21 protein-coding genes are annotated in these 25,223 nt (G+C 68.5%); 10 read left to right on the top strand and 11 right to left on the bottom strand.

What is annotated here, in order from left to right:
* The first annotated feature begins 173 nt into the window (after window positions 1-173).
* Entirely contained in the window at window positions 174-1,088 is a 915-nt protein-coding gene (gene kdgD, locus WS64_RS27475; RefSeq protein ID WP_059582111.1) for a 5-dehydro-4-deoxyglucarate dehydratase, read from the top strand.
* A gap of 116 nt (window positions 1,089-1,204) precedes the next feature.
* Here kdgD and WS64_RS27470 read toward each other — a convergent pair whose 3' ends face one another.
* Complete coding sequence (locus WS64_RS27470; protein WP_059582110.1) at window positions 1,205-1,759, bottom strand: hypothetical protein; 555 nt, start codon at window positions 1,757-1,759, stop codon at window positions 1,205-1,207.
* 191 nt (window positions 1,760-1,950) lie between these two features.
* Entirely contained in the window at window positions 1,951-3,528 is a 1,578-nt protein-coding gene (locus WS64_RS27465) for an aldehyde dehydrogenase (NADP(+)) (RefSeq protein ID WP_060968305.1), read from the bottom strand.
* 248 nt (window positions 3,529-3,776) lie between these two features.
* On the opposite strand from WS64_RS27465, the gene WS64_RS27460 reads away from it, so the two are divergent.
* Window positions 3,777-5,168, top strand: coding sequence for an MFS transporter (locus WS64_RS27460; protein ID WP_059582106.1), 1,392 nt, complete (start codon window positions 3,777-3,779; stop codon window positions 5,166-5,168).
* A gap of 63 nt (window positions 5,169-5,231) precedes the next feature.
* Here WS64_RS27460 and WS64_RS27455 read toward each other — a convergent pair whose 3' ends face one another.
* Window positions 5,232-5,957 carry a site-2 protease family protein gene (locus tag WS64_RS27455; protein ID WP_060968304.1) on the bottom strand — a complete coding sequence of 242 codons (726 nt, stop codon included), beginning with the start codon at window positions 5,955-5,957 and terminating at the stop codon, window positions 5,232-5,234.
* Window positions 5,954-6,907: a DUF2167 domain-containing protein gene (locus tag WS64_RS27450; RefSeq protein WP_060968303.1), complete on the bottom strand. Its 954-nt coding sequence runs from the start codon at window positions 6,905-6,907 to the stop codon at window positions 5,954-5,956. The genes WS64_RS27455 and WS64_RS27450 overlap by 4 nt, the downstream gene beginning before the upstream one ends.
* 264 nt (window positions 6,908-7,171) lie before the next feature.
* On the opposite strand from WS64_RS27450, the gene WS64_RS27445 reads away from it, so the two are divergent.
* Both WS64_RS27445 and WS64_RS27440 read left to right on the top strand, forming a co-directional pair.
* On the top strand, window positions 7,172-8,020 hold the full coding sequence (locus WS64_RS27445; RefSeq protein WP_060968302.1) for a helix-turn-helix domain-containing protein: 849 nt from the start codon (window positions 7,172-7,174) through the stop codon (window positions 8,018-8,020).
* A 530-nt stretch (window positions 8,021-8,550) separates the two neighbouring features.
* Window positions 8,551-10,278, top strand: coding sequence for a YadA family autotransporter adhesin (locus tag WS64_RS27440; RefSeq protein WP_060968301.1), 1,728 nt, complete (start codon window positions 8,551-8,553; stop codon window positions 10,276-10,278).
* A gap of 87 nt (window positions 10,279-10,365) precedes the next feature.
* On the opposite strand, the gene WS64_RS27435 is transcribed toward WS64_RS27440, so the two are convergent.
* Genes WS64_RS27435 through WS64_RS27410 form a run of 6 tightly spaced genes read right to left on the bottom strand, consistent with a single transcriptional unit; the run spans window position 10,366 to window position 16,582 of the window.
* Window positions 10,366-11,577 (bottom strand): acyl-CoA dehydrogenase family protein, encoded by a 1,212-nt coding sequence (locus tag WS64_RS27435; protein WP_060968300.1) that lies wholly within the window; start codon window positions 11,575-11,577, stop codon window positions 10,366-10,368.
* The gene (locus WS64_RS27430) at window positions 11,574-12,416 is read right to left on the bottom strand and encodes a hypothetical protein (RefSeq protein WP_060968299.1); all 843 of its coding nucleotides are present in this window, start codon (window positions 12,414-12,416) and stop codon (window positions 11,574-11,576) included. Before WS64_RS27430 ends, WS64_RS27435 begins: the two co-directional genes overlap by 4 nt.
* A 51-nt stretch (window positions 12,417-12,467) precedes the next feature.
* Window positions 12,468-13,124 carry a methionine ABC transporter permease gene (locus WS64_RS27425; protein ID WP_027781522.1) on the bottom strand — a complete coding sequence of 219 codons (657 nt, stop codon included), beginning with the start codon at window positions 13,122-13,124 and terminating at the stop codon, window positions 12,468-12,470.
* Entirely contained in the window at window positions 13,117-14,301 is a 1,185-nt protein-coding gene (locus WS64_RS27420; RefSeq protein WP_060968298.1) for a methionine ABC transporter ATP-binding protein, read from the bottom strand. Before WS64_RS27420 ends, WS64_RS27425 begins: the two co-directional genes overlap by 8 nt.
* 18 nt (window positions 14,302-14,319) lie before the next feature.
* Window positions 14,320-15,732 carry an LLM class flavin-dependent oxidoreductase gene (locus tag WS64_RS27415; RefSeq protein WP_060968297.1) on the bottom strand — a complete coding sequence of 471 codons (1,413 nt, stop codon included), beginning with the start codon at window positions 15,730-15,732 and terminating at the stop codon, window positions 14,320-14,322.
* 10 nt (window positions 15,733-15,742) lie between these two features.
* Window positions 15,743-16,582, bottom strand: a complete 840-nt coding sequence (locus tag WS64_RS27410) for a MetQ/NlpA family ABC transporter substrate-binding protein (protein WP_060309884.1) — start codon at window positions 16,580-16,582, stop codon at window positions 15,743-15,745.
* Window positions 16,583-17,016: 434 nt separating this feature from the next.
* Here WS64_RS27410 and WS64_RS27405 point away from each other — a divergent pair, with 434 nt between their 5' ends.
* The 5 genes from WS64_RS27405 (at window position 17,017) to WS64_RS27385 (ending at window position 23,517) form a co-directional block, all read left to right on the top strand.
* The gene (locus WS64_RS27405; RefSeq protein WP_059641609.1) at window positions 17,017-18,381 is read left to right on the top strand and encodes a 2-hydroxycarboxylate transporter family protein; all 1,365 of its coding nucleotides are present in this window, start codon (window positions 17,017-17,019) and stop codon (window positions 18,379-18,381) included.
* A 216-nt stretch (window positions 18,382-18,597) separates the two neighbouring features.
* Window positions 18,598-20,493, top strand: a complete 1,896-nt coding sequence (locus WS64_RS27400; protein ID WP_060968296.1) for a sensor histidine kinase — start codon at window positions 18,598-18,600, stop codon at window positions 20,491-20,493.
* Complete coding sequence (locus WS64_RS27395; protein WP_059641602.1) at window positions 20,483-21,844, top strand: sigma-54-dependent transcriptional regulator; 1,362 nt, start codon at window positions 20,483-20,485, stop codon at window positions 21,842-21,844. The genes WS64_RS27400 and WS64_RS27395 overlap by 11 nt, the downstream gene beginning before the upstream one ends.
* A 26-nt stretch (window positions 21,845-21,870) precedes the next feature.
* The gene (locus WS64_RS27390; protein WP_060968295.1) at window positions 21,871-22,200 is read left to right on the top strand and encodes a DUF3579 domain-containing protein; all 330 of its coding nucleotides are present in this window, start codon (window positions 21,871-21,873) and stop codon (window positions 22,198-22,200) included.
* Window positions 22,201-22,665: 465 nt separating this feature from the next.
* Window positions 22,666-23,517 (top strand): alpha/beta fold hydrolase, encoded by an 852-nt coding sequence (locus WS64_RS27385; protein WP_060968294.1) that lies wholly within the window; start codon window positions 22,666-22,668, stop codon window positions 23,515-23,517.
* 100 nt (window positions 23,518-23,617) lie between these two features.
* On the opposite strand, the gene WS64_RS27380 is transcribed toward WS64_RS27385, so the two are convergent.
* Window positions 23,618-24,058, bottom strand: a complete 441-nt coding sequence (locus WS64_RS27380; RefSeq protein WP_060968293.1) for a PACE efflux transporter — start codon at window positions 24,056-24,058, stop codon at window positions 23,618-23,620.
* A 101-nt stretch (window positions 24,059-24,159) separates the two neighbouring features.
* Here WS64_RS27380 and WS64_RS27375 point away from each other — a divergent pair, with 101 nt between their 5' ends.
* Window positions 24,160-25,050, top strand: coding sequence for a LysR family transcriptional regulator (locus WS64_RS27375; RefSeq protein WP_060968292.1), 891 nt, complete (start codon window positions 24,160-24,162; stop codon window positions 25,048-25,050).
* Window positions 25,051-25,223: the final 173 nt, after the last annotated feature.

Below are 25,223 nucleotides of genomic sequence, written 5' to 3'. Positions count from 1 at the left end.
CATTCCACGATGCTACGTAAACCCTTATCCGGAAAGACCCTACTCTTTGCCAGTCAGCAAACCGCTTGCGCCGCGCTTTCTTGCGTTGTACGATGACATACAACGACATCGCCACTTCGGCTCGTATGCCGTTCCCGACGAACCAGCACTCGCGCTAGACGGACGACCCAACCATGACTTCACCGCAAGAACTCAAACAGATCATCTCCCACGGCCTGCTGTCGTTTCCGCTGACGGATTTCGACGCCGACGGCAGCTTCCGTCCGTCCACCTATGCCGAGCGTCTCGAATGGCTGGCGCCGTATGGCGCGAGCGCGCTGTTCGCGGCCGGCGGCACCGGCGAATTCTTCTCGCTCACGCAGCGCGAGTACTCGGACGTGATCCGCGTCGCGACGGAAACCTGCAAGGGCAAGGTGCCGATCCTCGCCGGTGCGGGCGGCGCGACGCGCGTCGCGATCGAATATGCGCAGGAAGCGGAGCGCCTCGGCGCGAGCGGCGTGCTGCTGATGCCGCACTACCTGACCGAAGCCAGCCAGGAAGGGATCGCCGAGCACGTCGAGCAGGTCTGCCGCGCGCTGAAGATCGGCGTGGTGGTGTACAACCGCGCGAATTCGAAGCTGAATGCGGACATGCTCGAGCGCCTCGCCGACCGTTGCCCGAACCTGATCGGCTTCAAGGACGGCGTCGGTGAAATCGAAAGCATGGTCACCATCCGCCGTCGCCTCGGCGATCGTTTCGCGTACCTCGGCGGCCTGCCGACGGCCGAAGTCTATGCGGCCGCGTACAAGGCGCTCGGCGTGCCGGTGTACTCGTCGGCGGTGTTCAACTTCATCCCGAAGACGGCGATGGCTTTCTACGAAGCGATCGCGAAGGACGACCACGAAACGGTCGGCCGCCTGATCGACGAGTTCTTCCTGCCGTACCTGAAGATCCGCAATCGCCGCGCAGGCTACGCGGTCAGCATCGTGAAGGCCGGCGCGAAGCTCGTCGGCCACGACGCGGGCCCGGTGCGCGCACCGCTCGTCGACCTGACCGACGAAGAGGCGGCCGAGCTCGACGTGCTGATCAAGAAGATGGGCCCGCAGTAAGCGGGGTTCGCCGGCGGCGCGGGCCCTTCATCGGCACGGCGCGCCGGCTCCCGCGCTGATCCGTATCCGTATCACGCGATGGCCGCGCGGCTCGACGAGCCGGCGCGGCCATTCCATTACATCTGCGCGATCGCGCCGATGATCCGCTGGCGCACGCCGGCGAGCGTGCGCTGCGTCTCGTCGATCCCCTTGCGCGCGGCAACCGGCCGGCCGCGCGCCGGCGACTCGGCGCCCACGATCTGTTCCAGCACGTCGCGGTCGACGACCGCATCGAAGAACCGCCCGACCGTGAACATCGCGTACTGCTTCGCGGTCGCGAGATGCGTGTTGGCCTGCGTGAGCGCGTCGGCGCGCTGCGCGCCGTTCGGCCCGTCGATGCTGCGGCGATGCTTCAGCGCGAACACCACCGCCTCCATGTCGTACCTGAAACGCTCGACGGCCCTGCCGAAGATCAACGAATGCGGATCGGAGCCGGCGACGGGCCGCCCCTGGTTGATCGTCACGTCGAATTCGCTGCCGCCCAGTTCGCGCTGCAGCGCGAACAGCGCGTCGGCCAGCACGCGCCCTTCGCTGTATTCGCCGATCTGGGTACGGACCGATTTCGCGACGTCGCCGATCGCTTTCCACAACCCGGCCGCGAACAGGTGGTCGCCACGCTTGCTGATATTCATCGGATGGTTCCTCGTTGGTCTTGTGATCTCTCAGGCTCGCCCGCGGGCCGAACGGCCCGGGGCTTCGCTACTGTAGGAGAATTGCCGGCGACAGGAAAGCCACCCCGAAAAAAAGCGGAGACGGCCACCGGCCGCCTCCGCTTTCGTCCATCCGGCAAGCAGCCCGGCGTTCCCGCCGGGCCGCCGCCACGTCACTCCGCCTTGCCGTCCCGCAGCCGCGGAATCGCGAGCGGATTGCCTTCCTGCAGCGCTTCGGGCAGCAGGTCGTCCGGGAAATCCTGATAGCACACGGGCCGCAGGAAGCGCTCGATCGCGGTCGCGCCGACCGACGTGACGGCCGGGTTCGACGTCGCGGGGAACGGCCCGCCGTGCACCATCGCGTCGCACACCTCGACGCCGGTCGGGTAGCCGTTGACCAGCAGGCGCCCGGCCTTGCGTTCGAGGATCGGCAGCAGCCGGCGCGCGAGCGGCTTGTCGTCGGCGTCGATCTGCAGCGTGGCCGTCAACTGGCCTTCGAGCGCGTCGAGCACGCGCGCGACTTCGTCGAGATCGCGGCAGCGCACGATCAGCGACGCCGGCCCGAACACTTCGTGGCCGAACGCCGGCTCGGCCAGGAACGCCTGCGCGCCGACTTCGTACAGCGCGCCGCCGGCCTGGCAGTGAGTCTGCGCGGCCTCGCCCGCGCCGATTTCGCGCACGCCCGGCAGTTCGGCCAGCTTGCCGCGCCCGTTGCGGTACGCATCGGCGATGCCCGGCGTGAGCATCACGCCGGCCGGCTTCTTCGCGAGCGCCTGCGCGGCGGCCGTCTCGAAGCGGTCGAGATCGGGGCCATCGATCGCGAGCACGAGGCCCGGATTGGTGCAGAACTGGCCGACGCCGAGCGTCAGCGAATCGACGAAGCCCGTCGCGATCGCGTCGCCGCGCGCGGCCAGCGCGGCCGGGAACAGCACGACGGGGTTGATGCTGCTCATTTCCGCGTAGACCGGAATCGGCTGCGGACGCGCGTTCGCAAGCTGCACGAGCGCCATCCCGCCCTGCCGCGAACCGGTGAAACCGACGGCCTGGATCGCCGGATGGCTGACCAGCGCCGCGCCGGTCACGCGGCCGGGGCCGATCAGCAGCGAGAACACGCCGGCCGGCATGCCGGTTTTCGCGACGGCGGCGCGGATCGCGCGGCCGACCAGCTCGGACGTGCCGAGATGCGCTTCATGGGCTTTCACGATCACCGGGCAGCCGGCCGCGAGCGCCGACGCGGTGTCGCCGCCGGCCACCGAGAACGCGAGCGGGAAATTGCTCGCGCCGAACACGGCGACGGGCCCCAGCGCGACCTTCCGCAGGCGCAGGTCGGAGCGCGGCAGCGGCGTGCGCGCGGGCTGCGCGGGGTCGATCGACGCGGCAAGGAAGCGCCCGTCACGCACGACGCGTGCGAACAGCCGAAGCTGGCCGACGGTGCGGCCGCGCTCGCCCTGCAGCCGCGCGACGGGCAGCCCCGTTTCGGCGTGCGCGCGCTCGATCAGCGCGTCGCCGAGCGCGACGATTTCATCGGCGATCGCTTCGAGAAACGCCGCGCGGGCCGCGAGCGGCTGCGTGCGGTACGCATCGAACGCGTCGCGTGCGAGCTCGCACGCGCGGTCGACGTCGGCCTGCGTCGCGACGCCGAACGCCGGGGCCTCGATCGGCGCGCCCTTCGTCGGATCGAACGCGTGCAAGGTGCCGGCCGAGCCGGCCACCGCTTCGGCGCCGATCAGCATCTCTCCTGTCAGTTGCATGGGGTGTGCTCCGTGGTTCGGGAATGGATAGCGCATTGTAGCGCAACAGATACGATGTCTGCCGACATCATGACATCGTTCGCGCCGCCTGCGAAGGCGCCGACGATACACTCCGCCGGCCTTGTCCGGCCAGCGAATCACAACTTTCCCACACTGTGACGAGGCCTTCAGAGGGAAAACCCGAGGTTTCTGAATTCGACCATCGTCAATAAACTTTCGGTCATGTCATACGACGACGTACATTTAAAGTGAACAATCAGACCTCCCCTCGCGATCTTCCGCTCGATCTCGCGCGCACCGCGCGCCGGACCGCCGTGCGCTACTGGATCCTGGCGATGCTGTTCGTCGTCACGACGCTCAACTATGCGGATCGCGCGACGCTGTCGATCACCGGCACGCCGATCCGCAAGGCGTTCGGCATCGACCCGGTGACGATGGGCTACATCTTTTCGGCGTTCAGCTGGGCGTACGTGCTCGCGCAACTGCCGAGCGGCTGGCTGCTCGACCGCTTCGGCGCGCGGCGCGTGTATGCGGCGAGCATCTTCCTGTGGTCGGCGTTCACGCTGCTGCAGAGCACGATCGGCCTCGGCGGCAGCGCCGCGTTCGCGGTCGCCGCGCTGTTCGCGATGCGCTTCGCGGTCGGTATCGCGGAGGCCCCCGCGTTTCCGGCGAACGCGAAGGTCGTCGCGAGCTGGTTCCCGACCGCCGAGCGCGGCACCGCGTCGGCGATCTTCAACGCCGCGCAGTACTTCGCGGCCGTGGTGTTCTCGCCGCTGATGGCTTGGCTCACGCATGCGTACGGCTGGCACCAGGTGTACCTGTGGCTCGGCGTGGCCGGCATCGCGCTCGCGTTCCTGTGGCTGCGCGTCGTGAAGGACCCGGCCGACCATCCGGCCGTGAACCGCGCGGAACTCGACCATATCGAGCAGGGCGGCGGGCTCGTGCGGTCGAGCGGCCAGCCCGCCGGCGCGCGCGGCGGCGGCGGCGCTTCCGAAGGCAGCCGCGTGGCGGGCTGGTACTACGTGCGCCAGCTGCTGTCGAACCGGATGCTGATCGGCGTGTACCTCGGCCAGTACTGCGTGAACGTGCTCACGTACTTCTTCCTCACGTGGTTCCCGATCTACCTCGTGCAGGCGCGCGGGATGTCGCTGCTGAAGGCCGGCTTCATGACGTCGCTGCCGGCGATCTGCGGGTTCCTCGGCGGCGTGCTCGGCGGGATGCTGTCGGATGCGCTGATCCGCCGCGGCGTCTCGCTGACGCTCGCGCGCAAGATCCCGATCGTCGGCGGGATGGCGCTGTCGATGGCGATCATCGGCTGCAACTACGTCGACAGCGAAGCGCTGGTGATCACGCTGATGGCCGTGTCGTTCTTCGGCAAGGGGATCGGCTCGCTCGGCTGGGCCGTCGTCGCGGATACCGCGCCGAAGGAAGCGATCGGCCTGTCGGGCAGCCTCTTCAACATGTTCGGCAACACGGCGGGCATCGTCGCGCCGATCGCGATCGGCTATCTCGTCGGCGCGAGCGGCTCGTTCAACGGCGCGCTCGTGTTCGTCGGGCTGAACGCGCTCGTCACCGTGTTCAGCTATCTCGTGATCGTGAAGGACATCAAGCGCGTCGAACTGCGTCATCGCGACGCGTGAGGCTCGGCCTCGGGAAAGAAGCGGCCGCGTAACAGCGGCCGCCGCTTTTGCATCGGATCGACGTCAGGTCGACGCGTGCACGGCGCGCAGCATGTCGTGCACGCCGGACGTCATCAGCGCGAGGAACGCGACCAGGCCGACGTAGCAGAGCGCGTAGGTCGTCTTCGTCTCGATCGACGTCGCGTAGTACACGCGGTGCTCCGGCGCGTCGGGATCGTAGCGCCACGCGCGCCTCAGCTGAGGCAGCGCGAGGATCGCCATCACGATCAGCAGCGGGCTCGGCCGATACGCGAACAGCGCGATCAGTACCGGTACGCCCGCGAACCAGATGCGCGGCGACAGCACCGCGGTGATCCGCCCGCCGTCGAACGGCGACAGCGGAATCATGTTGAACAGATTGAGGAAGAAACCCGTGTACGACAGCGCGAGCAGCAGGTTGCTGTCGGTGTGGCGCGCGGCCGCGTAGCACGCCAGCGCGCCGAGCGTGCCGACGAACGGCCCGGCAAGGCCGACGTACGCTTCCGTTTCCGCGTCGTGCGGCATCGCCTTCAACTCGATCCACGCACCGACGAACGGGATGAAGGTCGGCAGCCCGACGTCGAGCCCGCGCCGCTGCGCGGCGACGTAGTGGCCGGCTTCGTGCACCAGCAGCAACGCGACGAAACCGGCCGCGAAGCGCCAGCCGTAGAACAGCGCATAGACCGCGATCGACGCGAGCATCGTGCCGGCCGATACGAGCACCTTGCCGAGCTTCAGGCCGCCGAAGATCAGCAGCAGCAGCTTCGTCATTCCTTGCGCTCCGTGGCGGCCGCGTCGGTCGCGTCGACGACGGCCGGCACCGCGGCCGCCTTCGGCTTGCGCCCGAAGAAACGCTTGAGCGCCGCGCCGCCGGCCAGCAGCGCGACCGCGCCGACCTTGAAGAACTTCACCGCGAACGCGCCGATCAGCGCGAGCAGCCCGAGCTTCTTCGCGCCGACGCCGACGATCAGCGCCGCGAGCCCGTACTCGGCGACGTGGTCGGTCGACTGGTTGAAGTCGGCGTAACGCTTGCCGTCGTTGAAGCGGATGTTCGACAGCAGCGCGTCGGCCGACGCCTTGTACTTCGGCAGGTCGGCGAGCGTCGACGCCATCGTCAGCGACAGGTAGCCGTCGCGGCCGAGCACGAGCGTCCGGTAGTTCACGCCGTCGGGCCCCGCATTCGGCGCCGCGCCTTTCTCGCGGATGATCGCGGACCACACGAGCCGGTGCGTGGCCGCGTCGTACGCGGGCGCCTTCGCCCAGCCGACCACCTCGGTTTCGGGCAGGCCGCGCGCCTTGCGCGCCGGGTTGTTTTCCTCGGTGCCGGCCTGCAGGCTTTTCAGCAGCTCGTCGGGCTTCCAGTCCTTCGCGTCGTCGTCGCGGATGTAGCCGCTCGGCTCGAACGACACGACCGAGATCCAGTCGGCGTCCGGATCGTCGGGCAGCACGAGGCCGACCAGCTTCGATTCGTCGATCGCGTTGCCCATCGAGCGCAGGTAGCGGCCGGCTTCGGCGGCCGGCACGAACGATTCGCCCGCCTTCAGCTTCAGCACGGCTTCGTGTTTCACGTCAATGTCGGTCGGCCCCTTCACGACCGCTTCGTTGGCGGCCGCGGCGGCGGCCCTCATTTCGACCTGCGCGGCTTCGGTCTGCGCGTGGCCGCTGGTCGCTGCGAGGGCGAGCGTCGCCACGCAGGCGAGCCGGACGGCAAGTTTTTTCATTGTTGGATTCCCCTGGAATGCCTTGTTGTCGATGTGCGCGGCGTCCGGCCCTGGCATCGTGGCCGCGGGTCCGGCGCCGCCTCTCAGGTGGCACGGGGGCTATGGTAACGCAGCGGCGCGACGCGCCAGGGAGCGAAATGCGGGGCGGGAGGGAGGCCACGGTGACAGCCGGCGGAATCGACTCAAGCGGCGAAGCACGCCGGCCTGAAATGCTTACCTGCCGGGTAATGCCCGACGCGCGCAGGATTGCCTATCATCTCCACCATGAACTCGACCGCCGCCCTCCATTCGCTTCCCCCGTCCGCCGGCCGCGTATCCGGCATCGGCCCGCTGCTGCGCACGTGGCGTCAACGCAGGCGCTTGAGCCAGATGGCGCTCGCGCTGGAGGCGGACGTATCCGCGCGACACCTGAGCTTCGTCGAATCGGGCCGCGCGCAGCCGAGCCGCGAGATGGTGCTGCACCTCGCGGAGCGCCTCGACGTGCCGCTGCGCGAACGCAATGCGCTGCTCGTCGCGGCCGGCTATGCACCGCTGTTTCGCGAGCGGCCGTTCTCCGATCCGCAGCTCGACGCCGCGCGCCACGCGGTCGAAGCCGTGCTGCGCGGCCATGAGCCCTACCCCGCGCTTGCGGTGGATCGCCACTGGACGCTGCTCGCCGCGAACCGGATGCTCGGCGCGCTGGTCGCGCAGGCCGATCCGGCGCTGCTGCAGCCGCCCGTGAATGTGTTGCGGCTGAGCCTGCATCCCGACGGTCTCGCCGCGCGCATCGTCAACTGGCACGAATGGCGCGCGCATATCCTGCATCGGCTGCAGCGGCAGATCGACGCAAGCGGCGACCGCACGCTGCATGCGCTGCGCGACGAGCTCGCCGCGTATCCGGCGCCGGCCGGCCAGCCCGACGATTCGCACGCACGCACCGATTTCGCGGATATCGCCGTGCCGCTGCGGCTGCGCACGGCGAACGGCGAGCTGACCTTCTTCAGCACGACGACGGTATTCGGCACGCCGGTCGACGTGACGCTGTCGGAACTCGCGATCGAGGCGTTCTTTCCGGCGAACCCGGAAACGGTGGACGCGATGCGGGCGCTGGCGGACGCGTTGCCGGCGCAGTGACGCGCCGACAACGCAGCGCGTCGCGCGGACCCCGTCTTCATGTGGACGACCGGCAAGCGCAGGCCGGTGCCGCCGCCGGCGCGAGCACATGCATCAGGCAGCGTCGCCGCCTCCTCTTCCTCGCCAGCGAGCGCGTGATCGTCGGCAACCCGGCTGCCCGGCGCCGGTGATCGCTCACTGCCTCATCACGCCCCCACTCGACGAATGTCTGTCGAAGCATAGCGTTCAGCCGCCGCGGCAAACCTGCGCACGACTCGAATCCATCAAAATGCGTCGTCGCGATCCGGACTTCGGATTCGCGAAGTTTTGACACAGCCGTGACGGAAACAAGCAAGTCGCCGTAATCCGCGCCCGGCTCCCGTCGCGTCGAGACCAACGAAGGTTAAATTTCGTTAGTAGACCTTTCATTTTTACAGATCGAAAAACCGATATCCGTCACGAAAGAGACACGAACGAATCGATGCAACCGGGATGGCGAGCGGGGCCATGCAAGCCACAACACGATTTTTACATCGAGCTCAGGAACACGAATGAACACGCATCATCAAGGGTTGGGAGATTCCGTACAACGCGCACCGCGCACATCGAAGGTCGCGCTTGCCGTCACGGTCAGCGCAGCCGTGGCAGCATTCGCCGCTTCCGCGCCCGCGCGGGCCGACTATGTGCAGAACGGCACGTCGACCGAAACGTCCGCGGGCTGCGTCGGCAACATCGCCATTTCGGGCAGCAGCACGTATCCGGCCGCGGCAACCGGCTGCGACAACATCGCGATCGGCACGGCGGCCGTCGCGAATTCGGGCTCGTCGACCGGCGCCTATAGCGAGACCGTCGCGATCGGCCGCATGGCGGCCGCGACCGGTACGTTCGCGACGGCCGTCGGCGGAAACGCCGTGGCGACCGGCGATCAGGCGACGGCGATCGGAACGGCTTCGAGCGCAGTTGGCGGCCAGGCAACGGCGGTCGGTAACGGCGCGATCGCGACCGGCGGCACGGCATCCGCCTTCGGCCAGGGCGCATTCGCAGTCGATCAGTCGATAGCCGTCGGGCAAGACGCGAGCGCCACCGCGACGTTCTCGACCGCCGTGGGCAAGGGCAGCATTGCCGCAGGCGGTACGGCTCTCGGCTTCCAGGCCAATGCCGGCGCGGCCGATGCGGTCGCGCTCGGTGTCGACAGCTCGGCATCCGCGACCGGCAGCGTCGCCATTGCCCGTGCGACGGCCTCCGCCGTGAACGCGGTCGCCATCGGCGAAGGGGCGAACGCCGCCGACGCGAACGCCGTCGCGCTGGGCGCGAACGCGACCACGCGCGCCTATACGACCGTCAACAGCGTGGCGCTCAACGGCGTGACCTACAGCGGCTTCGCGGGCACGCCGGTCGGTGTGGTCAGCGTCGGCAGCGCGGGTGCCGAGCGTCAGATCGTCAACGTCGCGGCTGGCGCCATCAGCGCGACCAGCACCGATGCGGTGAACGGCTCGCAGCTCTTCTCGATCGCCAATCAGGTGTCGACGCTGACGGCGGACCTGGCCAATCTCACGACGACCGTCGGCAAGATCTCGTCGAGCGTCCCGGGCGGCACGGTGACGAACCCGACCGACACCGCGATCGGCACGAATACGTCGGTCACCGCGACGAACGGCACCGCGGTCGGCAACGGCTCGAACGTCTCGGGCGACAACGGTACGGCTGTCGGCGTCAACGCCACGGTCACCGCAACGAACGGAACGGCCATTGGCACGAATTCGAAAGTCACGGCGGCGAACGGAACGGCGATCGGCACGGGCTCGAACGTGTCCGGCACGGATTCGACCGCGATCGGCACGAACAGCCGGGCCACCGCGAACAACGCCGTGGCGCTGGGCGCGAATTCGGTTGCCGATCGAGACAACACGGTGTCGATCGGCTCGCCCGGAGCCGAGCGCCAGTTGACCAACGTGGCGGACGGCACCGCACCGACGGACGGCGTGAACGTGCGCCAGTTGAACGGTGCGATCGACTCCGTGCGCGAGGAAATGTCGAAGTACCGCAAGGACGCGAATGCGGGCACGGCGAGCGCGATCGCCATGGCGAACCTGCCGCAAGCCGTGCTGCCGGGCGAGAAGGTCGTCGCGCTTGGCGGCGGCACGTACGGCGGTCAAAGCGCGATGGCGGTCGGCTTGTCGGTCGCGACGGCGAAATGGCTCGTCAAGGGCTCGGTCACGACGGCGGTGTCGGGGCACGGCTCGTTCGGCGCGGGGGCGGGCGTCGGCTACCGCTGGTAATCGGCTTGCGACAACGACGCGTCAGGGCGCTGCCCCTGACGCCGGACGGCCCGCCATCGGCGCCACGGCGCAGAGGGCGGGCCGCCTTCACGTATAGAGCGACGCCTGCGGCAATTCCGCGGTCAGCGCGAACCGGCCCACATCGCGCAGCCGGTAGTCGAGCGGATCGTGCAGCGTATGTGTGCGCGCGTTCCGCCAGAAGCGGTCGAGGCCCAGCGACGCGGCCGTCGCGCGCGCGCCGCATGCGTCGAACAGCGCCTCGCCGTTGTCGAGCGCCGCGCGCTGCGCGACGATCTTCGCTTCGGATACCGCGAGCGCGACTTCGGCGCGTTCGTCGGTTGTCAGCGCAGCCTGCCGCGCCCATGCGTGCTGCAACGCGACGGCCGCGCGATCGGCCAGCGCCGCCGCGGCGATCGCACGCACACGCATGTCGCCGAAGCGCTGCAGCGTGTACGGATCGTCTTCGGCCCGCTCGACGTCCGAATGAACCCACGGGCGGCCATGCTGCCGCACGTAGTCGCGCGCCTCGGCCAGCGCGCCTTCCGCCAGGCCGACGAACAGGTTGGTCAGCACGAGTTGCGACACGAGCGTGCGCAATGTCGCGCGCGGCGTCGGCGGCGCTTCCGAGCGATGCAGCACTTCGTCCGCCGCGAGCGTCACGCCGTCGAAGCGCACGCTGCCGCTGTCGGTCTGGCGCTGGCCGACCGGATCCCAGTCGTCGTTGACCGTGATTCCGGCACGATCGGTCGGCACCACGCCGAACACGGTGCGGCCGATGGCCGGATCGTGCGCGGACACCGTCATCCGCTGCGAGCCGCGCGTGCCGGAACAGAAGCCCTTCACGCCGTCGAGCCGGTAGCCGCCGTCGGGCGTCGCCGTGGCCACGAGCCGCGTGTCGAGCGGATTGACCGCGTTGCCCCACCACCAGCGCCCGTCCACCGTGCCGCGCAGGTAGCGCTCGCGCTGCGCGGCGTTGCCCCATACGTCGACACTCACCACCTGCAGGCACTGAAAGCCGACGAGGTGCGCGAGCGCGCTGTCGACCCGCGCGACCTGCCGGATCACGTCGTAGATCGCCGGCCACGCCGCTTCCTGTCCGCCGAACGCGCGCGGCACCGCGAGCGTCAGCAGGCCCGCGTCGGCGAGCCACTGCTTCTCCCGCGCGGCATGACCGCCCGCGCGGTCGCGCTCGGCGGCGCTCGCGCGCAGCGCGTCGATCGCGCGGGCCAGCGCAGCGCGGTCGACGGCCGGCGTATCGGTATCCGGCGCCAGCGTCGCCGGGCCGCGTGGATCGTTCATGCGACAGCTTCCTGTTCAACGGTTTCGCCCGACAGCGGTACGAGCGCGCCGAGCCGGCGGCCGGTCAGCCGCGACAGGATCTCGCGCCGCCAGTCGTCGTAGATGGCACGATATTCGGCGATATCCGCGCCGAATACCAGTGCGGTATGCGCGTACTCGTCATGCAGATAGCCGTCGAGCCGCGCCTGGGTTTCCTCGTCGGCCGCGATCACGCGATCGATCAGCGCGTCGCGCTCGGCGGGCGCAAGCGCGTGCAGCGTGTCGAACCACCACTGGACGATCTGCACGCGATGCCATTCCTCGTCCGGACGGATCCGGTTCTCGCCGTGCTCGCGCATCGCGCTGTCGCCGATACGCCCCGTCTTGCGCTGGATCCACAGCTTCGCGAGGATGTGCAGCTCGTAATGCCATTCGAACGCGAGAAAGCCCGCGACGTCGCGCACCGCGATGTCGCCGATGCGCGCCCAGTGCGCGGCGACGAGCCGGTCGACTTCCGGCAGCGGATCGCGCCCGGTGAGTTCGGTTACGCGCTCGCGGCCGATCACCGCGTGCGCGCCGTCGTCGCCGAGCTGGCGCGACAAAATCAGCTGGAAATGCGGATCGTCGCGGAACAGCGTGTCGATCGCCTTCGCGACGACCTGCACGATGAAGAGATCGTGCGACGCCATCTTCGTGTAGTAGTCGGCGACGGCGGCCCGTTCGTCGTCGTCGCGCGGCTCGCGCGGCGGCGTCGCGAGTTTGTCGGGGAAGTCCGGACGATGGCGTCGCGCCACCTCCAGAAACAGCGTTTCCTCGAATTGTCCGTTCCATTCGCGCGGCGCGCCGATGGGCAAGGTCATGTTTTTTCTCTCAGGATCAGGAATGAAACGAGCGGACGCTCGTGGCGTCGCTCAGGTACGCCGGGTCACGCGTCGGACCAGGCGGTCGCCCGTGATTTGCACGGCCGAGACGAGCGCGATCAGGATCACGATCACGGTCGCCATGACGGTGGTGTCGAAACGTTGATAGCCATAGCGGATCGCGAGATCGCCGAGGCCGCCCGCGCCGACGGCGCCCGCCATCGCGGTCGAGCCGATCAGCGCGACGACGGTGATCGTGAAGCCGCCGAGCATGCCGGGCAGCGCCTCCGGCAGCAGCACGTGCCATACGATGTGGCGGCGCTTCGCGCCCATCGCGAGCGCGGCCTCGATCAGCCCGCGATCGACTTCGCGCAGGCTCACTTCGGCGATTCGCGCGAAGAACGGGATCGCGGCGATCGACAGCGGCACGACGGCCGCCCACACGCCGATCGTCGTGCCGATCAGCACGCGCGTGAACGGCAGCAGCGCGACCAGCAGGATGATGAACGGGGTCGAGCGGAACACGTTGACGAGCGCGCCGAGCACCGCGTTCACGCCGCGCCGCGCGTAGATGCCGCCGGGCGCGGTGGTCACGAGGATCACCGCGAGCGGGATGCCGATCAGCGCGGCGATCGCGGCCGACGCGGCGACCATCGACAGCGTGTCGCGGATCGCGTCGAGCAGTTCGGGCCACCAGAGCTCAAACATAGCCGAGCACCTCCGCATGATTCGCATGACGGCGCGCGCGCTCGAGCAGCGCGGCGACCGCCCCGCCGTGCGCCGCCGACGCGCCGGCGTCATCCGCACGCGGCGTCGCGGCGATCACGAGCCGCCCCTGCGCGTGCCCCTGGATGCTTTCGATGCCGCCGTGCAGGAACCGCACGGAGCCGCCGAGCGCCGCCGCGAGCGCGCCAACGTCCGGCTCGCCGCCGCTCTCGCCCGTATAGCGGACGTCCAGCACGATCCGGGCGCCGTCGGGCAGCGCGGATTGTTCGGGCAGCGGCCGCACGCGCGCGGCCAGTTCGGCCGGCAGGTCGTGCTGCAGCGTGCTCAGCAGCGCGCGCGTCGCGCCGTGGCGAGGATCGCCGAACACGCGCCACACGGGCCCCGTTTCGACGACTTCGCCCTGTTCGATCACCGCGACCGTGTCGCACACCGCGCGGATCACCTCCATCTCGTGCGTGATCAGCACGATCGTCAGACCGAGGCGGCGGTTGATGTCGGCGAGCAGCGCGAGGATCGATTGCGTGGTTTCCGGATCGAGCGCCGACGTCGCTTCGTCGCACAGCAGCACCTCCGGATCGTGCACGAGCGCCCGCGCGATGCCGACGCGCTGCTTCTGCCCGCCCGACAGGCTCGCCGGATACGCGTCGCGCTTCGCGGCGAGCCCGACGAGATCGAGCAGCGCGTCGACCTTGCGCACGCGCTCGGCCTTCGGCACGCCGGCGATCTTCAGCGGCAGCGCGACGTTCTCGAACACCGTCTTCGCGGACAGCAGGTTGAAATGCTGGAACACCATGCCGGTGCGGCGCCGCAACGCGACGAGGCCGTCCTCGTCGAGCGCGCCGACGTCGACGCCCTGCACGCGCACGCGGCCCGAGCTCGGCCGTTCGAGGCCGTTCAGGAGCCGCAGCAGCGTCGACTTGCCGGCGCCGCTGCGGCCGATGATCCCGAACACCTCGCCGCGCCGCACATCGAGCGTCACGTCGCGCAGCGCGGCCGCCTGCCCGCGCGGCGTCGCGAATACCTTGCCGACCTGCTCCAGCGACACGGCCGCGCCGTCGGCCGGCGTCACGGCTTCGTCATGCGCTGCCGCACCGCCGCCTGCCCCGGCCCGCACGGCCGACGCCTCGATGAAACCCAGCGTATCGAACAATTGCGTCATCGCTTCGCTCCGTCACGTTCAGGCATGCGCGGGATGCGCGGGTTCGGCCACGGCCGCCGGCCGATGCCGCGCGCCGGTGTGCCAGGCGGGCAGGCGCGGGCCCGCGCCGAACAGCTTCTCGCGCAGCGTCGGCGCGGGATCGTAGTCTTCCTTGTAGACGCCGCGGTTCTGCAGCTCGGGCACGACCCAGTCGACGAAATCCTCGAACGACTCGGGCATCACGGTGCGCGTCAGGTTGAAGCCGTCGATGCCGGTCTCGTCGATCCACGACTGCAGCTCGTCCGCGACCTGCGACGGCGAACCGACGATCGGCGCGTAGCGGCCGCCGAGCGACATCTGTTCGAGCATCCGGCGCACGGTCCACGTGCCGGTCGTGCTCTTGCGCGAGATCGCGTCGACGGCCGACTGGATCGAATCGGTCTTCACGTACGAGATCGGCTCGTCGAGGCCGTACTTCGCGAAGTCGATGCCGGTCGAGCTCGCGAAATGCGCGAGGCCGGCTTCCGGGCTCGCGTAGCGCCGGTATTCGTCGAACTTTTCGCGGGCAAGCAGTTCGGTCTCGGCCGTCACGACGCTCACGCCGGCAAAGATCCTGATCGACGCCGGGTCGCGCCCCTGCCGTGCCGCGGCCGCGCGAATGTCGAGCGCCGCCGCGCGCGCCGCGGCCTTGCTCTGCCCGTTCACGAACACGCATTCCGCGTGATGGCCCGCGAACTCGACGCCGCGCGCGGACGAGCCGGCCTGGTACAGCACCGGCGTGCGCTGCAGCGACGGTTCGCTCAGATGAATCGCATCGATCGAATAGAACGGCCCGTCGTGCTTCACGCGCCGCACCTTGCCCGGCTGCGCGAACACGCGCGCCTGCGCGTCGCGGATCACCGCATCGTCGTCCCAGCTCTGTTCCCACAGCTTGTAGACGACGTCCATGTAGTCGTCGGCGCGCTCGTAGCGGTCGTCGTGGCCGATCTGCTGCGCGAGGCCCATCCCGCGCGCGGCGCTGTGGAGGTAGCCGGTGACGATGTTCCAGCCCACGCGCCCTTTCGTCAGATGATCGAGTGTCGACATGCGGCGCGCGAACAGGTACGGCGGCTCGTAGGTCAGGTTCGCGGTCACGCCGAAGCCGAGATGCCGCGTGACCTGCGCCATCGCCGGCACGAGCAGCAGCGGATCGTTGACGGGCACCTGCACCGACTCGCGCAGCGCGACGTCGGGCCCGCCGCCGAACACGTCGTATACGCCGACGATGTCCGCGAGAAAGATCCCGTCGAACTTGCCGCGCTCCAGCGTCCTCGCGAGATCGGCCCAGTAGTCGAGATCGGTGTAGTACGCGGAGCGGTCGCGCGGATGCGTCCACAGCCCGTGGTTGATGTGCCCGACGCAGTTCATGTTGAACGCGTTGAGCAGGATCTTCTTGCGGTTCGCCGTCGTCATGCCGCCTCCGTCACCATGCGATCGCGTACAGCGAGCCGAACGCGTTGTCGAGCGCACGGCGCACGGCCGGCGAATGCTGGTAGATCGAGATGAACTTGCGGATGCGCGCGTCGTTCGCGCTCTCGGGCCGCACGACCCACTGGATCGCGAAGTTCTTGTTCTCGGTGCCGTCGAACAGCAGCGCGCTGTTCGGGTCGGTCGTGCCGGCGAGCTTGATGAAGCTCGGGTAGCCCTGCGCGAGATCGACGTCGTCGAGCGAACGCGCGAGCTGCGACGCTTCGAGCGGAATGATCTTCAGGTGCTTCGGGTTGGCGACGATGTCGTGCGTCGTCGCGCGATAGTCGGCGCCCGGCTTCAGCGTGATCAGCCCCGCGCGCTGCAGCAGCAACAGCCCGCGCCCGCCGTTGACCGGATCGTTCGCGATCGCGACGCGCGCGCCGTCCTTCAGCTCGGCGAAGCTTTTCACCTTCTTCGAATAGAGGCCGATCTTCATGATCGTGCCGGGGGCGATCGAGATGAAGTTGTAGCCGCCCTGCTTCTTCGCGTTCTCGAGAAACGGGATGTGCTGGAAGTAGTTGACGTCGATGTCCTTGTTCGCGAGCGCCGCGTTCGGCGTATTCCAGTCGGTGAATTCGACGATCTTCACGTCGAGGCCCTGCTCCTTCGCCTCCTTCGCGGCGATCTTCAGCGCCTCGATCTGCGGGCTGGTCGAGATGCCGACCTTCAGCGGCGCGGTGTCGGCGCGCGCGCCGTTCAGCAGCACGACGCCGAGCAGCGCGGCCGTCAGCAGGCGGGCCAGGCTGGCCACACGGCCGGCGGAAAAGCGGGCGGAAAATACGGGATGCAGCATGGAAACCACTCTCCTGTCCAAAGACGGTATCGACGGATGAGCGACGCCGCGGCGAACGCGCGGGCGTTCTCCGGACAGTCGTCGTCGCATCGGAAAAAGATCAGCCGATGATAGAGAGCGGCGGGTGGGCGGTCTACGAAGCGATTGTGCGAAGAAAATCGCGCGCGGCGATATGGCGGGCGGCGGCCCGGGCGGCTGGCGTGGCCGGCCGCCCGGGCCGCCGCCAGGCCGAAATCTCGGCCTGAGCGCCGCGCCGATTCCGAAATCTCGGCCAGCCTGCCTGGAAAACCCTTTCTGCAGACGAAACAAATCCCTTATGAATCAATGCATTAAAAATATTCCGGCAAGCCGGAATACTGGCACGGGGGTTGCGTAATAGACGGCACACGATGCCGCGAAGCGATGCAGGCATTCCAAACATCAGGAGACACGTCTTGCAGACCTCTATCCACACTCCGTCCCATCCGGAACCGATTGCCGCCGCCGGTCCCGCCACGCGTGAACGCTTCTGGCCGGAAGGCTGGTGGAAGCTGATGGAAATCCGCATCGGCATCATTCCGCTGCCGATCTACGTGATCCTGTTCGGGCTGATCGTCGGCTTCGCGGTGACGGGCAAGGTGCCCGGCGAGATCTCGATGGCGATCGCGGTGCTCGCGTTCTTCGGCTTCACCTGCGCCGAACTCGGCAAGCGCCTGCCGCTGCTGCGCAACATCGGCGCGGCCGCGATCTTCGCGACCTTCGTGCCGTCGGCGCTCACGTACTACCACGTGCTGCCGAAGCCGGTGCTGAACCTCACGGTCGAATTCACCAAGTCGACCAACTTCCTGTACCTGTTCATCGCGTCGATCATCGTCGGCAGCATCCTGAGCATGGATCGCCGCGTGCTGATCCAGGGCTTCGTGAAGATCTTCGTTCCGCTCGCCGTCGGGTCGGTCGCCGCGGCGATCGTCGGCACGGCCGTCGGCACCGCGCTCGGCCTCGGCGCGCGCCACACGCTGCTGTACATCGTCGTGCCGATCATGGCGGGCGGCGTCGGCGAAGGCGCGATTCCGCTGTCGATCGGCTATTCGGAACTGATGCACCTGCCGCAGGGCGAGATGTTCGCGATGGTGCTCCCGTCGGTGATGCTCGGCAGCCTGACCGCGATCATCCTGTCGGGCGCGCTCGACATGCTCGGCAAGCGCCTGCCGCATCTCACCGGCAACGGCCGCCTGCAGGTCGGCGAAAGCGGCGACATGACGCCGGAGAACGAGGAGATCCGCGGCCACGTCGACGTCACGCACATCGCGGGCGCCGGCATCACCGCGATCACGCTGTATCTCGTCGGCCTGATGGCGCACAAGCTGTTCGGCCTGCCCGCGCCGGTCGCGATGCTGTTCCTCGCGGTGCTGGTGAAGCTCGCGCGCGCGGTGTCGCCGCCGCTGCAGGAAGGCGCGTTCGTCGTCTACAAGTTCTTCTCGACCGCCGTCACGTATCCGCTGCTGTTTGCGATCGGCGTCGCGATGACGCCGTGGGACAAGCTGACCGCCGCGTTCACGATCGTCAACGTGGTCACGATCGTGTCGACCGTCGCGACGCTGATGGGCACCGGTTTCGTGGTCGGCCGCCTGCTGAAGATGTACCCTATCGACACCGCAATCGTGAACGCCTGCCACAGCGGGCAAGGCGGCACCGGCGACGTCGCGATCCTGACCGCCGCGAACCGGATGCAGCTGATGCCGTTCGCGCAGATCGCCACCCGCATCGGCGGCGCGATCGTCGTCACGGTCACGCTGATCCTGGTCGCGCACTTCGGATAACGCGCGGCCGCGCGCACCGTCGCGCCGGCTGCCTCGCACGCGCCGCCGCCGGCCCTGCCGGCGCGCGGCGCGTGTCGTTCGGGGAGGGCCGCTAGCGGACGGCCGGTGGCGGACGGCCGGTTGCGGACGGCCGGTTGCGGAGGGCCGGTGGCGGAGGGCCGGTGGCGGACGGCCGGTTGCGGAGGGCCGCTAGCGGACGGCCGGTAGCGGGCTTCGATGAGGACGAACGTGCAGAAGAGCTTCAAGGGAATCCCGTGGTGGGGCTGGGCTTCGGCCGCGGTGCTGTACATCGGCGTGGCCGGCGCGGCCGTCGATTTCGCGTGGGAACGCGCGATCGACGCGCTCGAGGAGGCCGGCGCGCACCGGCTCGACCTGTATGCGTCGAGCCTGAAAAGCGAGCTCGGCCGCTTCGAGATCCTGCCCGGCCTGGTCGCGCGGCAGGACGGCGTGCGGGCAATGCTGAAAGCCGCGCCGAACGATGCGCCCGAACTCGTGCATGCGGTGAACACCTACCTCGAAGCCGTGAACCGCGACGCGGGCAGCGGCGCGGTCGACGTGATCGATCTGCAAGGCGACGTGATCGCCGCGAGCAACTGGAACGAGACGATCAGCTTCGTCGGCACCAACGTGTCGTACCGGCCGTATTTCAAGGACGCGCTCGCGCGCGGCAGCGGCCGCTTCTTCGGCATCGGCACCAACACCGGCGTGCCGGGCGTCTACTTCGCGAGCGCGGTGCGCAGCGACGGCGCGCCGATCGGCGTCGCCGCCGTCAAGATCAGCGTCGACCCGCTCGAATCGGCGTGGCGTGCGCCGGGCGTCGCCGCGATGGTCGTCGACGGCAACGGCGTGGTCGTGATCTCGACCGAGCCCGCGTGGAAATTCACCGCGCTGCGCCCGATCACCGCGCAGCAGCAGCGCGACATCCAGGCGTCGCGCCAGTACGCGGGCCGCACCGTCGACGCACTGCCCTATCGCCGCATCGGCGAGCGCGGCCCGGCCGCGTGGTTCGGCACCTTCCCCGATCCGCGCCACGCCGGCCGCACCACGCGCTATCTCGTGATGTCTCGCCCCGCGCCGCAGGCCGGCGATTCGCTGATGGTGCTGCTCGACATCGCGGGCGCGCGGCGCCAGCAGCAGACGGCGTTCGTGTTCGTCACCGGCGCGTTCCTGATCGTCGCGCTGCTGGTCGGCTATGCGATCCAGCGGCGCCGGGCGATCCTCGCGCGGCTGAGCGCGCAGGACGCGCTGCGCCGCGCGAACGACCGGCTCGAGCTGACCGTCGCGCAGCGCACGGCCGCGCTGACGGCCGCGAACGAGCGGATGCAGCGCGAGATCGACGAGCGCGAGCGCACCGAACAGCGGTTGCGTGCGTCGCAACAGGAAGTCGTGCACGCGGGCAAGCTCGCGGTGCTCGGGCAGATGGCCGCCGGCCTCACGCACGAGCTGAACCAGCCGCTCGTCGCGATCCGCACGCTGTGCGACAACGCGCGCACGTTCTTTGAACGTGGCCAGCCTGCGCCGGCGCTCGCGAATCTCGAACGGGTCGGCAAGCTGGTCGACGGCATGGCCGTGCTCACCGGCGAGCTGAAGACCTTCGCGCGCAAGCCCGACGTCGAGCGCGTCGCGGTGTCGCTGAACGAGGCCGTCGCGCATGCGCGGCTCATCTACGACGCGCGCATTCGCGACGAAGGCGTGCGGCTCGACGTCAACATCGCGCCCGGCACGACCGTCTCGGCCGAATCGAGCCAGTTGCAGCAGGTGATCGTGAACCTGCTCGGCAACGCGCTCGACGCGGTGCACGACGCACCGGTGCGCCGCATCGTCATCGAGGCGGCCGAAGTGGACGATGCGGATGGCGCCGGCCGCGTGCGTTTCACGGTGGCCGACAGCGGCGCCGGCATCGCGCCCGACGTGCTGCCGCACCTGTTCGAGCCGTTCGTCACGACCAAGCCGCGCGGCCAGGGCCTCGGGCTCGGCCTCGCGATCACGTCGCGCATCGTCGAGGCGTTCGGCGCGCGGATCGCCGCGACGAACCGCGACGAAGGCGGCGCGCAGTTCACCATCGAATTCGCGGCGGCGACGCCGCAACAGAGGACAGAGCATGGAAGATGAGATTCGGGTGCTGGTCGTCGAGGACGATGAAAACGTCCGGATCGGCGTCGAGCAGGCTGTCGCGCTCGCCGGGTTCCCGGTCGACGCGTTCGCGTCGGCCGCCGACGCGCTCGCGCACGTCGCGCCCGGTGCGCCGGTGGTGATCGTGTCGGACGTGCGGATGCCGGGCATCGACGGGCTGCAGTTGCTCGACCGCGTGATGGCCATCGATGCGCAGATCCCGGTCGTGCTGATCAGCGGCCACGCGGACATCTCGACGGCCGTCGGCGCGATGCAGGTCGGCGCGTACGACTTCATCGAGAAGCCGTTTTCGTCGGACGTGATCGCCGGGCGCGTCGCGCGCGCGGTCGAGAAGCGCCGGCTCACGCTCGAAGTGCAGGGGCTGCGCGCGGCGCTGAACAACTGGCAGGGCATCGAGGCGTTCGTGCTCGGCAAGTCGCCCGCGATGGCCGACGTGCGCAAGAAGATCCTGCGCCTCGCCGATACGTCGGTGTCGGTGCTGATCACCGGCGAGACGGGCACCGGCAAGGAGTTGATCGCGCGCAGCCTGCACGACTTCGGCAGCCGGCGCGACGCCCATTTCGTCGCGCTGAACTGCGGCGGCCTGCCCGAGCAGGTGTTCGAGAGCGAGTTGTTCGGGCATGAGGCCGGCGCGTTCACCGGCGCGATCAAGAAGCGCATCGGCAAGATCGAATGGGCGGATGGCGGCACGCTGTTCCTCGACGAGATCGAGACGATGCCGATCGCACTGCAGATCAAGATGCTGCGCGTGCTGCAGGAGCGCGTGGTCGAGCGGCTCGGCGCGAACGACCTGATACCGGTCGACTGCCGCGTGGTGGCCGCGTCGAAGGCCGATCTCGCCGAACTCGCGGCCGACGGGCGTTTTCGCGCGGACTTGCTGTATCGCCTCAACGTCGCGCAGATCGAGCTGCCGCCGCTGCGTGAGCGGCGCGAGGACGTGCCGCTGCTGTTCGAGCATTTCGTGCTCGCGGCCGCGCGGCGCTTCGGCCAGCCGGCGCCGGTCGTCACCGCCGCGCAGGTGTCCGAACTGATGACGCACGCGTGGCCCGGCAACGTGCGCGAGCTGCAGAACGTGGCCGACCGCTTCGTGCTCGGGCTCACCGGCGACAGCCTGCTGTCGTCCGGCGAGGCGCCGGCCGTGGGCAGCACGCTCGCGGAACAGCTCGCGTATTTCGAGCGGATGCTGATCGAGGACATGCTGCGGCGTCACCACGGCAACGTCGCGGACGCGAGCGAGGCGCTCGGCATGCCGAAGAAGACGCTCTATCACAAGCTGCGCCACCTGCGGATTCCCGCGCGCGGCGACGCGGCGGCCGACGGCGGCGAATGACGCGCACGAGGACACGTACCCCCGGCATGGATCGCATCGACATCACCGAACACGGCCGCGTCAATGGCCACTTGATCCGCGGCGTCACGCGCGCGCGGAAAACCTTCCGCCGGAGCGACTGGCCTGAGCGCCTGGCGGGCGTCATCACGCTGTTCGTCGGCGAACGGCGGCCCGGCTATCCGTGCGCGCTGTCGCGGCTCGCGATGCCCGTCGTCGACGGCGGCGTCAAATGCCTGTTCGTGTCGGACGAATTGCGCGCCGTGTGCGCCGATGCCTTCGAGTTCGCGATGCGGTTTGCGGCCGACAATGATTTGCCGGTCGAGCTTCAAACCGCGCCGGCGCTGGCGGTGCGGTGACGCGCGGGTCGCGTTTGGTGGCCTACTCCTCTGCGGCGAAAAGTGCTTCGAACGCGTTTTGGCACAACTGATGCATGCTTGAGCGCAATTCTTTCGTCATAAATTTGCAGCGTCCGAACCGCCAAGTCACGGATGCGCGGGTTCGATACATCCTAACGTGGCCATGTGAAATCACTCGGCCACGTTAGGGCTCCCTTACGCATGCCCCATGCGCCCGAAATCCCATGCCGCTTCAAGGCGCCGTGACGTCATGCGGTTCGCCGTCGATAGACGCCCACTCGAACCGTACGCATATAGGGACTGATTAAAGGTCGGCCGCAGCCGTGATCGCAGGACCTGCCCGACAAGGGTTTCCAGCGCAGCCATCAATAAAATTGATCGTCACGATGAAAATTATGCGTTTTCCTTGCAGGTCGCCGTGATGCATAGTTGCGTCGTGTTGACGCACCTTTGAGTCTTTCAGCCATGAACATGCGAATCGAGCCGTCCGTGCTCGCGAACCCCGACCTGCAATTTGCGACGCTTTCGTCAGGCATCAGCCTGCCGTATGTCGAGCGGGGCGGCGGTGCGCCGATGGTGTTCGTGCATGGCTCGCTGTGCGACTACCGCTACTGGGATCCGCAACTCGCGGCGCTGTCGGCCCACTACCGCTGCATCGCGCCGAGCCTCAGCCATTACTGGCCGGCCGTCGAGGCAGGCATCCAGGACGAGTTCAGCTGGCAGAACCACGTCGACGAGCTCGCCGAATTCATCGACGCGCTCGATCTCGGCCCCGTGCATCTGGTCGGCCATTCGCGCGGCGGCAGCGTCGCGTTCAACGTCGCGCGCCAGCATCCGCACCTAGTCGAATCACTGACGCTCGCCGATCCGGGCGGCCCGCTCCAGCAACCGGGCGTGCGCGAAGCCGCGCTGCCGGCCGCCGCGATCGCGCTGCGCACGAAGGCCGTGGACCTGATCGAGCAGGGCGAAGTCGAAGCCGGCCTCGAGATGTTCGTCGATTCGGTAAGCCTGCCCGGCGCATGGAAGAAGAGCACGTCGCGCTTTCGCACGATGGCGATCGACAATGCGAGCACGCTGCCGAAGCAATTGCGCGACCCGCTGCCCGCGTATTCGCAGCACACGGCCGGCGACATCGCATGCCGCACGCTGCTGATCGACGGCCAGCGCAGCCCGAAGATGTTCCGCCACAACGTCGACACGCTGTCGCAGTGGATCGGCCATGCGCAACGGCAGACCGTCGCCGGCGCATCGCACGGGATGAACGCCGCGAGCCCTGCGGTGTTCAACCGTTACGTGCACGAGTTCGTCGCCGCGTAATGCCGCGGGCGGCGTGCGCGCCGCCCGTCTTCCTCTCTCTTGCAGCAGCGAAACGGCGCGGGTGTCCGCATCGTTTCGCATCCCTCTGCATCCGTCTACATTACGCCGCCGGCGCCGCCTTGCGCGTCACCGCATCCGGCAAACCGAACACGCTGTCGAACGCCCAGTTGTACGCGAACGTGAAGATCGGGAAGAACACGATCAGCACTGCGTCATACAGGAACGCCTGCCATAACGACACGTCGAGCCACCACGCGATCAGCGGAATCAGGAACGTCACGAGCGCGACCTGGAACCCGATCGCATGCATGACGCGCCGCCCGACGGTGCGCGTCGTTTCCGCACGCCGCCGCTCCCATGCCTCGAAGCCGAGGTTGTACAGAAAATTGACGGTGACGCCCGTCGTCGAGATCATCACGCCGAGCACGCCGCTCGTCGCCGCGCTCGCGCCGCTCAGCATGCCGAGCACCGACGACGCGACGAGGATGCCGAGCACCTCGAACATCACGACGTAGACTATGCGTCTCTTCCATCCTTGCATGACCGACCACCTTCATATCGAACAAGGTGGCGAGACTACAGCGGGCACTTCGTCCGCAAAAGTCAGGTCGTTTCAATTTTTCTGACAGGAGCCGGCGGACCATGCTGACCAGCGATCACATCGACATGCTGCTGACCGTCATCGACAAAGGCTCGTTCTCGGCGGCCGCGCGTGCGCTCGGCCGCACGCCGTCGGCGGTCAGCATGGCGATCGCGAACGTCGAGGCCGAGCTCGACCTCGTGCTGTTCGACCGCGGCTCGCGCGAGCCGACGCCGACCGCCGCGATGGCCGCGCTGCTGCCCGACGCGCGCGCGATCGCCGAACGGCTGCATGCGCTGCGTGCGCATGCGCAGCACTTGTCGGAAGGCGTCGAGGATTCGCTGCGGCTCGGGCTCGCCGCCGAAATCGACGGTGCGCCGATTGCGCGCGCGCTGACGGCCGTCGCGGTGAAATATCCGGCGCTCGCGGTCAGCGTCGTCACGGCGCCGCAGGATGCGATCGTCGACGCGCTGCATCGTGGCGCCGTCGATCTTTGCGTCGCGTACGGCGGACTCGATCTGCATCCGCAGGAACAGATTCACGCGCTGTGGACCGAGACGCTGATCGCGGTCGCCGCGCCCGGCCATCCGGCGATTGCCGAAGCCGCGCATCCGGAGGCGATCGAGCGATTGTCCGGGTTCCGGCAGATCGTGATCGCCGATCCGGAGCGGCCGCTCACCGACGTGCGGCCGCTGATCGGCAACCGCACGTGGAAGGTGACCGACATGGCGACCGCGATCGCGCTCGTGAAGGCCGGTCATGGCTGGGCGAATTTGCCGGAGTCGGTCATCGGCCGGTATGTGGCCGACGGCGAACTCGCGTCGCTCGTGTTCGCGAACATTCGCAACGGGCTGCCGTTGCCTGTGTATTTGCGGCGGCCGAAACATATGGGGCTCGGCAAGGCGGCAAGCGAACTGGTGCGGGCACTGCGGGCCGAACGCGCGGAGATGTGAGCGCCGCCGCACCCGTCGGAAGGTGCCGAGTGAGATTGACCGTTAGTTGCGGAATGCGGTGCGGTAAAAAGGTTCTTCGGAAATTTCCGTGGACGTCGTCTTCCGACCCGCTGCAGCTATTGGATACCCCGGCAACTCGACGGCAAGGTTCAGTGCCAGGCTGACCTTCGAAT

It is taken from the genome of Burkholderia anthina, from assembly GCF_001547525.1.
In the GTDB taxonomy this organism is placed as follows: domain Bacteria; phylum Pseudomonadota; class Gammaproteobacteria; order Burkholderiales; family Burkholderiaceae; genus Burkholderia; species Burkholderia semiarida.
This window is presented reverse-complemented; position numbering and strand designations above follow the sequence as displayed.

Bases quoted from the DNA above. Each gene is read 5' to 3' on its own strand.
- kdgD (WP_059582111.1), top strand. From the start codon at position 174: ATGACTTCACCGCAAGAACTCAAACAGATCATCTCCCACGGCCTGCTG.
- WS64_RS27470 (WP_059582110.1), bottom strand. From the start codon at position 1,759: ATGAATATCAGCAAGCGTGGCGACCACCTGTTCGCGGCCGGGTTGTGG.
- WS64_RS27465 (WP_060968305.1), bottom strand. From the start codon at position 3,528: ATGCAACTGACAGGAGAGATGCTGATCGGCGCCGAAGCGGTGGCCGGC.
- WS64_RS27455 (WP_060968304.1), bottom strand. From the start codon at position 5,957: ATGACGAAGCTGCTGCTGCTGATCTTCGGCGGCCTGAAGCTCGGCAAG.
- WS64_RS27450 (WP_060968303.1), bottom strand. From the start codon at position 6,907: ATGAAAAAACTTGCCGTCCGGCTCGCCTGCGTGGCGACGCTCGCCCTC.
- WS64_RS27445 (WP_060968302.1), top strand. From the start codon at position 7,172: ATGAACTCGACCGCCGCCCTCCATTCGCTTCCCCCGTCCGCCGGCCGC.
- WS64_RS27440 (WP_060968301.1), top strand. From the start codon at position 8,551: ATGAACACGCATCATCAAGGGTTGGGAGATTCCGTACAACGCGCACCG.
- WS64_RS27435 (WP_060968300.1), bottom strand. From the start codon at position 11,577: ATGAACGATCCACGCGGCCCGGCGACGCTGGCGCCGGATACCGATACG.
- WS64_RS27430 (WP_060968299.1), bottom strand. From the start codon at position 12,416: ATGACCTTGCCCATCGGCGCGCCGCGCGAATGGAACGGACAATTCGAG.
- WS64_RS27425 (WP_027781522.1), bottom strand. From the start codon at position 13,124: ATGTTTGAGCTCTGGTGGCCCGAACTGCTCGACGCGATCCGCGACACG.
- WS64_RS27420 (WP_060968298.1), bottom strand. From the start codon at position 14,301: ATGACGCAATTGTTCGATACGCTGGGTTTCATCGAGGCGTCGGCCGTG.
- WS64_RS27415 (WP_060968297.1), bottom strand. From the start codon at position 15,732: ATGACGACGGCGAACCGCAAGAAGATCCTGCTCAACGCGTTCAACATG.
- WS64_RS27410 (WP_060309884.1), bottom strand. From the start codon at position 16,582: ATGCTGCATCCCGTATTTTCCGCCCGCTTTTCCGCCGGCCGTGTGGCC.
- WS64_RS27400 (WP_060968296.1), top strand. From the start codon at position 18,598: ATGAGGACGAACGTGCAGAAGAGCTTCAAGGGAATCCCGTGGTGGGGC.
- WS64_RS27395 (WP_059641602.1), top strand. From the start codon at position 20,483: ATGGAAGATGAGATTCGGGTGCTGGTCGTCGAGGACGATGAAAACGTC.
- WS64_RS27390 (WP_060968295.1), top strand. From the start codon at position 21,871: ATGGATCGCATCGACATCACCGAACACGGCCGCGTCAATGGCCACTTG.
- WS64_RS27385 (WP_060968294.1), top strand. From the start codon at position 22,666: ATGAACATGCGAATCGAGCCGTCCGTGCTCGCGAACCCCGACCTGCAA.
- WS64_RS27380 (WP_060968293.1), bottom strand. From the start codon at position 24,058: ATGCAAGGATGGAAGAGACGCATAGTCTACGTCGTGATGTTCGAGGTG.
- WS64_RS27375 (WP_060968292.1), top strand. From the start codon at position 24,160: ATGCTGACCAGCGATCACATCGACATGCTGCTGACCGTCATCGACAAA.